Consider the following 11,843-nt stretch of genomic DNA (forward strand, 5'->3'; position numbering starts at 1 on the left):
GCCCTCGCGGCCGAGGCGCCCGCCCCTGCGGCCGCGGGAGCCGCCGCGCTCGCCGCACCGGCTTCCGGGACCGGCGCGACGGCGGCGGCGGAGCCCACGCCCGTCACCGTGACGCCCAACCCCGGCTACCGGGCGGCCGAGCCCTTCGAGGGCTGGGGCACGAGCCTCGTCTGGTTCGCGCACGCGACGGGCGGCTACCCCGCCGACGTGCGCGAGGAGCTGTACCAGAAGGTGTTCGGCGAGGACGGGCTCAACCTCAACATCGCGCGCTACAACGTCGGCGGCGGCAACGCGACCGACGTCGACTCCGAGGCCTACATGCGCCAGGGCGGCGACGTGCCCGGCTGGTGGCAGGCGGACCTCGACGGGGACGGAGACACCGACGAGGCGACGCTCGAGAACGCCGAGGCGTTCCGGGCGGCCTGGGACCCGGAGGACGACGCCGCCTACGACCTCGCGGCGGACCCCGGCCAGCGCTGGTGGGTCGACCGCCTCGTGCAGGACGACCGGATCACGCACTGGGAGGCGTTCAGCAACTCCCCGCCGTGGTTCATGACCGAGAGCGGCTACGCGACGGGCGGCTTCGACCCGAGCACCGACCAGCTGCGGCAGGACAGCATCGACGACTTCGCCGCGTACATGACGCGCGTGGTCGAGGAGATCGAGGACGCGCACGGCATCGAGGTCGACACCGTCAACCCGATGAACGAGCCGAACACGAACTACTGGGGCACGTTCCTCAACCCGGACGGCTCCCTCCAGTGCTGCCGGCAGGAGGGCGCCCACATGGGTCCCGCCCTGCAGGCCCAGGTGATCGAGGCGCTCGACGCGCGGCTCGACGACCCCGCCACCACGACCGACGCGGTGATCTCCGCGCCCGACGAGACCAACCCCGGAACGTTCGTGACGGACTGGTGGGGCTGGACCGACGAGGCCCGCGCCGCTGCCGAGCAGCTCAACGTGCACACCTACGGCACGGGCGACCGCGTCCGCGCCCGGGACATCGCCAAGACGAGCGGCAAGCCGCTGTGGATGAGCGAGGTCGAGGGCGACTTCAGCGGCGTCGACGGGCTCGACCTCACGAACATCGACAACGGCCTCGGCATGGCCGACCGCATCGTCGACGACCTGCGCGAGCTCGAGCCGGACGCCTGGGTCTTCTGGCAGCCGGTCGAGGACCTCTGGAACATGGAGATCACCGAGACCGCCAACTGGGGCAGCGTCTACATCGACTTCGACTGCGACGCCGAGGGCAACTCCGCGCGCCGCGTCGCGGCCGGGTACCCCGACCCCTCGTGCCAGGTCCTGACCAACGCGAAGTACAACACCGTCCGCAACTTCACCCACCACATCCACCCCGGTGACTGGTCGGTGCCCACGGACAGCGAGGCGACCACCGCCTTCCTCCGCGGCGACGGCACAGGCGCCACGCTCGTGCACGTCAACCAGTCCGACGAGGCTCAGCAGGTCACGCTCGACCTGTCGCTCTTCGGCCAGGTCGACGCCGGCGCCACGGTGACGCCGGTCGTCACGACGGCCCCGACGTCCGACGACCTCGAGGCCAACGCGCTCGTCGAGGGCACCCCCGTCGCGGTCGACGCCGCGACGCGGACCGCCACGGTCCTGGTCCCGGCGAAGTCCGTGACCACGTTGCTCGTCGACGGCGTCACGGGCGCGGCCGACGACGCCGTGCCCGCGGACGACGAGGGGCTGCTCCTCGAGGGCGTGGGCAGCCGCCTGCTGCTCACGGCGGACGCGGACGGCACGACGATCGAGCCGCTGGCCGACGACGCCGCGGGCGCCACCGGCCAGCGCTGGGAGCTGCACACGCTCTCGGGCGAGGGCACGAACCGGCGCACCGTGGTCCTCACGGACTCGACGGGTGGCGTCCTCGCGGCCGGCCCGGACCACTCGGTCGCCGTCGTCGCCTCCGACCTGGGGACGGCCGCAGCGACACCCGAGCAGCAGTGGGTCCTCAACACGCTCGACGGCCGTACGTGGTCGCTGCTCAACGTCGCCACGACCGAGCAGCTCGACGTCGCGGGCGAGGGGACGGCTGCCGGCACCGGCGTGGGCACGTGGACCAGCAGCACCGGCGCGCACCAGCGCTGGACCGTCCGGTCCGCGCAGCTCCAGTCGGTCGCTCCCGTGCAGGTCGCGACGCCGGTCGGCGTCGCGCCCGAGCTGCCGGCGACGGTCGTCCCGGTCTACCCGTGGGGCGAGGGCACGCCGGTCGCGGTCACGTGGCAGGTGCCCGACGCGTCGTCGTGGGCGCAGCCCGGGGCGGTCACCGTCACCGGGACCGGCGCCGACGTGTTCGGCACGCCCTTCGAGGCGACCGCCGTCGTGGACGTCGGCGACCACACGCTGACGGACCCGGTGTCGGTCTCGACCTACGTCGGTGCGGACCTCGCCTCGGTCGTCGCGCAGGCGCCCGACGTCGTCCCCGCGCACGTGGGCACGAGCCCGCGCACCTACGACCTGCCCGTCACGTGGGACTGGTCGACGGTCGACGCGAGCGCGACGGCGGCCGTAGGCGTCGTCCGCGTCGAGGGGACCGCGACGGCGCCGTCGGGCACGCTGCCCGCGAGCCTCGCGGTCGTCGTCACGGAGCCGACGCCGGCCAACGCGGCGCCGCTCCCGACGACGACGGCGTCGGCGACCTTCACCGAGCCCGGGTACGACGTCGACGGCACGCGCAACGGGGACACGACGGACAAGGCCTGGTCGAACTGGCGCTCCGGCGCGCTGCGCCCGTCGGACACCCTGACCTACGACCTCGGGGCACCGGCCGACGTGTCCGCCGCCACCGTGCACTTCTACCGGGACGGCTCGCACCCGTCCTGGGCGCGCACGGTGCTCGCGGAGTACCGCGCGACCGACGGCTCCTGGGTCGCGGTGCCGGGGGGTCCGCAGACGGTCACCGTGCCGCAGGGGGGCGCGCCGACGGCGGAGATCGACCTGGGCGGGGTCCGCACGGACGCCGTGCGATTCGTCCTCGACCCGTCCCTCCGGGACGGCGCACCCGTGCACATGACCGTCGCCGAGGTGGAGATCGACGTCCTCGCGGCCTCGCCGTCGGCGGTCGCCGACCTCGCGGCGCTGCGGGTCGGCGGCGTGCCGGTGCCCGGCTTCGACCCGGCGCAGGGCGAGTACACGGTCCAGGTCCCCGAGGGGGCCGGCACGGACGTCACCGCCATCGCGCTCGACCGGCAGGCCACGGTCACGGTCACGGGACCGACGGCGCAGGACCCGAGGGCGACCGTCACGGTGACGTCGCCGGACGGCACCCAGGTCCGGACCACCACGGTGACGGTCGTGACCCCGACGGTCACGCTCATCGGCCTGAGTGGTCCGGTCGACGACGGCGAGCGGCTCACGCGCGGCGGCATCCTGCTCACGACGGTCCACGGCTCGGTGCCCGGGTCGCGGATCGCCGTCGAGCTCGACGGCCGCGTGCTGGCGAGCAGCGTGGTGCACCGGAGCGGCGTCGCGGTGACGCTCGCCCTCGTGCCGCTGCGCACGACGTACGGCGAGCACACGCTCACGGTGACGGCCGACGGCGTGCCGCTGCGGTCAGCGACCGTGACGGTCGTGCCGTGGCTGAGCTGGTTCTGACGAGCTGGTTCTGACGGCTGAGCCGGTCCGCACGGCTCGCGGGCCGCTCGGGACGAGGTAGGCGGGACGAGGTGGGCGGGGTGCGGTGCGGGCGACGTCCGGCATGATGCCGGGATGCCCGCACCGCGCCCCACCCGTCGTCCCGTTCGGCGACGTGCACCGCGCCGCGGAGCGGCGGTCGCCCTGACCGCGGCGATGACGCTGTGCGGCGCCTGCGCCCCGACGGCCGCCCCGGCCGAGAAGTCGAAGGAGCCGGTCGCGGCGCAGGTGACGCCCACCGCCACGCCGTCGCCCGCACCGAGCCCGACGCCGTCCGACGCGGAGGAGCCGCTGCCCGACCAGCAGTTGCACGCGGGCGTGGTGGGGGACGGGGTCCCGGCGACGCTCGGCGGCACCGGGCCCGCCGTCGTCGGCTTCACGCGTCAGGGCGACATCGCGGTCGTCGTGGACCTCGACTGCTCCGCGTGCCAGGGGCCGGTCGAGGTGACGCAGCCCGACCGCTCCTCGCCCTGGGGCGAGGGCGTGGCGCCGTTCCGTGGCGCCTACCTCGTCGACATCTTCAAGGACACCGCGCCCGAGCAGGTCGTCGTCGTGCGGGCGGAGGGCTCCTGGACCGTCACCCTCCAGAGCTGGAACGACCTCGCGCCGGTGACGGGGGCGCAGCAGGGGACGGGGTCCACCGTCCTCTTCCTCGGCGACACCGCGAGCGGCATCCAGGTCACGTACACGCCGGCCGGGCCGGACGACCGGTTCTCGGGGCGGGCGTTCTCCGCCGTCGAGGTGGGACCGACCGGCCCGGAGAGCGTGCTGTTCGGCGACGACGCGGCCTTCACGGAGACCTACGAGCTGGCCTTCCCGGGCGTGCTCGCGATCACGACCGACGGCACCTGGGCCGTCACGCCCGTGCCCTGAGGTGTTTCGCCCGTAGCGCGCGCGTGTCGGGCCTCACTCGGTCGCAGCAGCGACCGATCATGAGGCGTGCCGCCCTCCTCGCTCGTCCGTGCCGCGTGGCGCGCGCGCCTCGCCGCGGGTGCGCGGGCGCTGGCGGTCCTGGCGGCGGCACCGCTCCTCCTGACGGCGTGCGGGGGCCCCGAGCCGCTGCAGCCGGGCGGCGACGCGGTGCCCGCAGGGGTGGAGGACGAGGCTGCGACGCTGCCGTCGCCCGAGCTCGCGCCGAGCGACGTCGCCTCGATCGCTGCGACCGCCCCGCCGCAGTCGGCGCTCGCGACGGCGATGCTGCTCGAGGTCAAGGGCCGCGCGTCGAGGACCGGCTACGACCGGGCGCTGTTCGGCGACGGCTGGGTCGACGTCGACCGCAACGGCTGCGACACCCGCAACGACGTCCTCGCGCGTGACCTCGAGCCGCAGACCTTCAAGCCGGGCACCCACGACTGCGTGGTCGTGACCGGGACGCTCGTCGACCCCTACGGCGGCGCGACGATCGCCTTCCAGCGAGGCGAGGCGACCAGCCCGGCCGTGCAGATCGACCACGTCGTCGCGCTCTCCGACGCGTGGCAGAAGGGTGCCCAGGGCTGGGACGACGCCCGCCGGACGCAGTTCGCCAACGACCCGCTCAACCTGCTCGCGGTCGACGGCCCGCTCAACGCGCAGAAGGGCGACGGCGACACCGCGACGTGGCTGCCGCCGGCGAAGGGCTACCGCTGCGCCTACGTCGCCCGGCAGGTGGCCGTCAAGTACACGTACGGCCTCTGGGTGACCGCCGCCGAGCAGAACGCCATGGTCAGCGTGCTGTCCGCGTGCCCGGACGAGCCGCTGCCGCCCGGGTCCGCGGTCCCGCCCGCCCCGGCTCCGGGGGACGAGGCACAGTCGGACCCGGCACCGGCCGCGGTCCCGCCGCCGGCACCCGAACCGGCCCCGGCGCCCGTCCCGGCACCCGCGCCGGTCGCGCCGGCGAACCCGGGGAACACCGTCGACTGCGGCGACCTCGGGTCCTGGCCCGAGGCGCAGGGCTGGTACGAGGCCTACCTGCCGTTCTTCGGCGACGTCGCGGCCCTCGACGGCGACGGTGACGGCGTCGCGTGCGAGTCGCTCCCGGGCGCCCCGTAGGGCCACTCCTGGGCCCCCGGGTGGCCTCGTTCACTCCGGGACGTGCGGCGCATGGTGCTCGTGAGGCGCACGGCCACCACCGAGACAGACATCTGTCCTCACGGGCACCAGCAGCACCATGCGCCGCACATCCCAGGGCGCAGGCTGCGAGCGGGCCGCGCGGGCGCGGTCAGCGGGCGGAGCGGAACTCCATCGTGATGGGGCACTGGAACGGGTCACGCGCGGCCAGGCCGACGCGGTTGAGGTACGCGATGACGATGCCGTAGGACTGCGCGAGGCTCGTCTCGGTGTAGCGGATGCCGCGCGACGCGCAGAACTCCCGCACGATCGGCTGCACGCGGCGCAGGTGCGGGCGCGGCATGCTCGGGAAGAGGTGGTGCTCGACCTGGTAGTTGAGACCGCCCATGAACCAGTCCGTGAGCCGGCCGCCCGTGACGTTGCGGCTCATGAGGACCTGGCGGCTGAGGAAGTCGATCCGGCTGTTGCGCGGGACGATCGGCATGCCCTTGTGGTTGGGCGCGAAGACCGCACCCATGTAGAGCCCGAAGATCGCCAGCTGCACGCCGAGGAAGGCGAAGGCCATGCCGACGGGCAGCGCCCAGAAGACGAGCGCGACGTAGCCGACCAGGCGCAGCGTGACGAAGGCGATCTCGACCGGGCGGCGCTTGACCTCGCCCTTGCCGAAGATCGTCTTGACGCCCGCGACGTGCAGGTTGAGGCCCTCGAGCAGCAGCAGCGGGAAGAAGAGCCAGCCCTGACGGGCGTGGAACCACGCGCGCAGGCCGGTCACCGGGGCCGTGCGGTCCTCGTTGTGGAACACGATCACGTCCGGGGCGATGTCCGGGTCCGCGCCGACCTGGTTCGGCTTGGCGTGGTGGCGGCTGTGCTTGTGCTGCCACCAGCCGTAGCTCATGCCCGCGTAGAGGTTCGCGAGCACGAGGCTCGCCCAGTCGTTCCACCGGCCGGACTTGAAGATCTGGCGGTGCGCCGCGTCGTGCCCCAGGAACATGACCTGACCGAGCACGACGGCGAGCGCGGCCGCGACGGCGAGCTGCCACCACGTGTCCCCGAGGAGCACGACGGCGGCGACGAGGCCCGCGAGCACGGTGGTCAGCACCGCGAACTTGGTCCAGTAGTAGCCGTACCGGCGGCGCATGAGCCCCGCCTCCTGCACCGTGCGGCTCAGGGCCGTGAACTCGCTCGCCGGCCGCTCACGTGGGGGCGTGGCGGCGGGAGCCGTGGTGAGGGTAGGCGTGGGCAGTGTGTCCATACGACGCGTCCGCATCTGTGGGGAGGGTGACGCATCGCCGGAGCAGCACATCAGGGAACCTACGCAAGCGTAACCTCGGGACGGCCCCACGTCGCGGGAAGGTGACGCACCTGACACGGACGGGTGAGAAGTGGTCGAGACTTCAACGAGAGGTTTGACCCGGCTCTCACCGCCGGGCACACTGGCCCTGACAGTGCGCATCGCCTGCCCCCTGCGCGGTGCGCACTGTTCTATGTCCGGGATCAGGTCCCTGACCAGCGTGTTCATCCCGCCGGTCCGCCCGCCGTCCTCCGTCCCGAGGCCCCGCCTCTGCGCCGCGGCACCACGCTTCCCTGCCCGACCGGGTGACAGGCGCGCTGCGAGCGGCGCGGCACCCCGGCAGCGCGGCACGACGCGGTTAGCGTGGATGCGTGACAGCTCCCGAGCGCAGGCACGCACCGGGACCCGACGGCGGACGCCCCGGGTCAGGTGCCGCCGCCCCCGTCGCCGTTCCTCCCCTGACGACCGCCCAGCTGGTCGACCGCGTCCGTGACGAGTGGCGGGCCCGGCTCGTCGCCCGCGGCGGTCATTCGGCGCTGGCCGACGTCGACCGGCTCGGCGACGCGCAGCTCGACCTGTCCGCCGCGCACCCCTCGGGGATCGCCCAGCTCTTCGCCGGCCGGCCCACCCGGTTGTCGAACCTCGTGCGCGAGGGGTCGGCGCTCTCCACGGCCAAGCGCCGCGCCCGTGCCGTCGGCGTGCTCGCCGACGAGCACGCGCAGCGGTACGGGATCGCGTCCGCCTTCCTCGCGATCGGTGTCGCGACCTGGACCGAGACGCGCGCCGCGGGCGACGCCGCCGAGCCCGCCGACGACGTCGCCGTGCTCGCCGCCGCGACCCGCGGTGCCTCGACGACCCGCCCTGCCGGGACGACGTCGGCCGAGCCCGACGCGGACGCGGCGACCCGGACGGTGCGCGCCCCCGTGCTGCTGCGCCCTGTCGCGGTGACGGCGCGCGGCCGCGGCGAGAGCGACTACGACCTCGTGCTCGAGCCGTCGCTCGAGATCAACCCGCTGCTCGCGACGGCGCTGCGCAGCCGCGGCGCGCTGCTCGACCCCACGGCGCTCGCGCGCGGCGCGTTCACGGCGTCGGGCTTCGACCCGCGCCCGGCGCTCGAGCGCCTCACCTCCCTGGGCTCGGCCGTGCTCGACGACTTCCGGCTCGAGGACCGGCTCCTCGTGGGCACGTTCGTGCACCCCGAGCAGGCGCTCGTCGCCGACCTCGACGCCCAGGCGCTCTCGCTGCACCAGCACGAGCTCGTCGCGGCGCTCGCGGGGGACCAGCGCGCGATCGACGCGCTCCAGCACCCGCTGCCCACGCCGCTGCGCGGGGACCGCCCGCTCGACCAGGAGCGCGGCGTCGGGGACCTCGACCCGGTCCAGGAGTACGTGCTCGACGCCGTCGCTGCCGGTCACCACCTGCTCGTCGACGCCCCGGCCGGCAGCGACGTCGCGGGCACGCTCGCGGCCGTCGTCGCGGACGCCGCGGCGAGCGGGCGCACCGTGCTCTACGTCCCCGGTCACCGCCGGGCGGCCCAGGCGCTGACCGACCGGCTGACCGGCCTCGGCCTCGACGAGCTCGTCCTCGACGTGGCGCCGGACTCGGGCTGGCGCGCGAGCTCGGCGCGACGCCTGCTCGCCGCCATGACGGTCGAGCCCGTGCCGGTCGACGGCGAGAAGGTCGCCATCGTGCAGCGCGAGCTGCTGGACCGGCGTCGTCGGCTGAGCGGCTACATCGAGGGGCTGCACGCGGTGCGCGAGCCGTGGGGGACGAGCGCGTACGACGCGCTCCAGGCGCTCGCCCGGCTCACGTCGGTGCGGCCTGCGCCGCAGACGACCGTGCGCCTCACGCCGCCGGTGGCCGAGTCGCTCACCGGTGAGCGGCGCGCCCAGGCGGCGACGGACCTCGTGCGGGCCGCAGGCCTCGGCGCCTTCTCAGCGAGCTCGCGGACGACGCCCTGGTACGGCGCGGACCTGCCCACCCAGGACCGGGCGGCGGCCGCGCTCGCGCGGATCGAGCGGCTCGTGCAGGTCTCGCTGCCCAGGCTCCAGGCGGAGGTGGAGCGGGTCGCCGACGCCACCGGGCTGACGCCGGCCCGGACGCCGGCCCAGTGGGCCGAGCAGCTCGCGATGCTCGCGGGCGTGCGGGGTGCGCTCGACGTCTTCCAGCCGCTCGTCTTCGAGCGCTCGGCCGCCGACCTCGTCGCGGCCACCGCCCCCAAGGGCTGGCGCGAGGAGCGCGGCATCGAGATGAGCGGCGGACTGCGCCGGCGTCTGCGCAAGCAGGCCAAGGACATGGTGCGGCCCGGACGTCCGGTCGCGGACCTGCACGCCGCCCTCGTCGACGTGCAGGCTCAGCGCGAGCTGTGGCAGGCGCACTGCCCGGCGGGCGGATGGCCCCGCATCCCCGACGGCCTCGCGGACATCGAGCACGACTTCGCGGAGGTGCGCGAGGACCTCGACGCACTCGCGGCGGTGCTGGCGAACACGGTGCAGGGCGGCGCGCTGCTCGACCTGCCCTGGGCCGAGCTCGGGGACCGCCTGCGTCGGCTGCACCTCGACCGGTCCGCGCTCGAGACGCTGCCCGAGCGCACCGCGCTCGTCCGGGCGCTCGACCGCCAGGGGCTCGGCCCGCTGCTGAGCGACCTCGCCGAGCGGGGTGTCCCGGCCGTCATGGTGACCGCGGAGCTCGAGCTCGCGTGGTGGAGCACGGTGCTGGAGCAGCTGCTCGCCGCGGACCCGGCGCTCGCGGGGTACGACGGGACGGCGCTCGCCCGCCTCGTCGCGGAGTTCCGGACCCTCGACCTGCGCCACCTGCAGGACCGCGCGCTGCTCGCCAAGGCCTCCGCGCGCGAGAGCCTGCGCACGCGGCTGCGGGCCGCGGACGAGGAGACCCAGCAGCTGTTCGGCGACATCGTCGAGGACCGGTTCACGACGCTGCGCCACGCCGTCGAGCGCTACCCGGCCGTCACGCGCCATCTGCGCCCGTGCCTGGTGTCCGCGCCGATGCTCGTGCCGCACCTGCTGCCCCCGCGCCGCACCGAGGACCTCGTCATCCTCGACGCCGCGAACCACCTGCCGCTCGAGACGGTGCTCTGCGCGCTCGCCCGGGGACGGCAGGTCGTCGTGGTGGGCGACACGCGGTGTGCGTCGGGTACCGCGATGACCGAGCTCGCCGCGGTGCTGCCGTCCATCCCGCTGCACGCCGACTCCTCGCGGCGCGACCCGCACCTCACGCAGTTCCTCGCCGACCACGGGTACGCGGGGCGGCTCGTCGCGACGCCGCTGCCGTCGGTGTCGGCGCTGCTCCGGCTCGACGTCGTCGACGGCTCGGGCATGCCCGCGGCCTCGGGTGCGGTGGAGGCCACGCGCGCGGAGGTCGAGCACGTCGTCGACCTCGTCGCGGAGCACGCCCTGACCCGGCCCGAGGAGTCCCTCGCCGTCGTCACGGCGTCGCCCGCCCACGCGGAGGCCGTGCGCGACGCCGTCATGGCGGAGGTGCGCGACAACCCCGCGCTCGGGGCGTTCTTCCGCGTCGACCACCCGGAGCCGTTCGCCGTGGTCGACGTCGCCGCGGCGCAGGGGCTCAGCCGTGAGGCCGTCATCTTCTCGCTCGGCTTCGGCCGGACCCCGCACGGACGTGTGCTCCACCGGTTCGGCGCGATCAGCGAGCAGGGTGGCGCCGGCCTCCTGCTCGAGGCGCTCGGCTCGGTCCGACGCCGGCTCACCGTGGTCAGCTGCTTCGGTCCCGAGGAGCTGGACCCCGACCGCCTGCGCGCGCCCGGGGCGCAGATGCTCGCCGAGCTGCTCGCGCTCGCGGGCGAGCGCACCGCGGCCGGGGCCGACGTCGGGCGGCCGCGTCCGGCTCCGCACGGGCCCGAACCGGACCGGCTGGTGCTCGACCTCGCGGAGCGTCTGTGGCGGATGGGCCTGACGGTCGACCTCGACCACGGGCTCGACGGCTCGCGCATCCCGCTCGTCGTCGGCCACCCGGACCTGCCCGACGCGATGCTCGTCGCGGTCCTCACGGACGACGCCGCCTACGTCGACGAGCCGAGCGTCCGCGTGCGGGACCGCCAGATCCCGGAGCGGCTCGAGCGGCTCGGCTGGACCGTGGTCCAGGTGTGGTCGGCCGCGGCCTTCCTCGACCCCCAGGGCGAGGCGGACGCGGTCGCGGCGGCGGTCGCGGACGCCTACCGGCGCCGGCGCGCGAGCACGCCGCGGCCCCGTCCGCGGCTGACCGTGCCGCAGATGGCGCCCGAGGCGGCGATCGAGGCGGCGACCGAGGCGGTGCAGGACCCGGCCGCGGCGCCGGCGCAGGACCGCGCGCCCGAGCCGGGACCCGCGGCCGACGACGCCGTCGTCCCGCCCGTCGCCCCCGTGGTGCCCGTCGCGACCGTCACCCGGACCGTCACCGCGCCGCCGCCCTCGGCGTCCGCGCCCTCGCGGGCCGCTGCCCCTCCGGTGCGGACCAGTGCCGTCGGCCGGGCGGCCGTCATGGCCGCGCCGTCCGACGCCCCGACGATGGACCCGCTGTTCGAGGTGCCCGACGCCGACGGCAGGTCGCCACGCCCCGACGTCGAGCCCGGCCTGCCAATCGGCGCGTACAGCGACGACCAGCTCGACGACGTCGTGGCCTGGATCCGCTCGGACGGCATCCCGCGCAGCGCCGAGGACCTCGCGACCGCGCTCCGGACCGAGCTGCGCCTCGCCCGGCGCGGCAGCCGCGTCGACGCCGCGGTCAACGGTGCGGTGAAGCGGTCCCGATGAGCCCGGCCGCACCGCGGCCCGGGGGCGGGTCCGACGGCGAGCACGTCACGGCGGAGCCGGACGGCGCCTCGGCGCCGACC

The 11,843-nt window shown here is 75.3% G+C and carries 5 protein-coding genes; 4 read left to right on the plus strand and 1 reads right to left on the minus strand.

What is annotated here, in order from left to right:
• The 3 genes from ICW40_RS02495 to ICW40_RS02505 form a co-directional block, all read left to right on the plus strand.
• The coding region (locus tag ICW40_RS02495; protein WP_221652254.1) for a glycoside hydrolase at positions 1-3,618 on the plus strand (3,618 nt) is incomplete at its 5' end.
• A gap of 114 nt (positions 3,619-3,732) precedes the next feature.
• Complete coding sequence (locus tag ICW40_RS02500; protein WP_221652255.1) at positions 3,733-4,530, plus strand: hypothetical protein; 798 nt, start codon at positions 3,733-3,735, stop codon at positions 4,528-4,530.
• A 66-nt stretch (positions 4,531-4,596) separates the two neighbouring features.
• Positions 4,597-5,685, plus strand: coding sequence for an HNH endonuclease family protein (locus ICW40_RS02505; protein WP_308121586.1), 1,089 nt, complete (start codon positions 4,597-4,599; stop codon positions 5,683-5,685).
• Positions 5,686-5,854: 169 nt separating this feature from the next.
• Here the strand turns inward: ICW40_RS02505 and ICW40_RS02510 are convergent, their stop codons facing one another.
• On the minus strand, positions 5,855-6,955 hold the full coding sequence (locus ICW40_RS02510) for a fatty acid desaturase family protein (protein WP_221652256.1): 1,101 nt from the start codon (positions 6,953-6,955) through the stop codon (positions 5,855-5,857).
• 410 nt (positions 6,956-7,365) lie between these two features.
• Between ICW40_RS02510 and ICW40_RS21370 the strand changes: the two genes are divergently transcribed.
• Positions 7,366-11,763 (plus strand): hypothetical protein, encoded by a 4,398-nt coding sequence (locus tag ICW40_RS21370; RefSeq protein ID WP_221652257.1) that lies wholly within the window; start codon positions 7,366-7,368, stop codon positions 11,761-11,763.
• Positions 11,764-11,843: the final 80 nt, after the last annotated feature.

The sequence above is a fragment of the Actinotalea ferrariae genome (assembly GCF_019733465.1).
GTDB classification, from domain to species: Bacteria; Actinomycetota; Actinomycetes; order Actinomycetales; family Cellulomonadaceae; genus Actinotalea; species Actinotalea ferrariae_A.

What these genes read in the sequence shown, in the direction of transcription:
- ICW40_RS02510 (WP_221652256.1), bottom strand. Translation starts at nt 6,955, where the DNA reads ATGGACACACTGCCCACGCCTACCCTCACCACGGCTCCCGCCGCCACG.
- ICW40_RS02500 (WP_221652255.1), top strand. Translation starts at nt 3,733, where the DNA reads ATGCCCGCACCGCGCCCCACCCGTCGTCCCGTTCGGCGACGTGCACCG.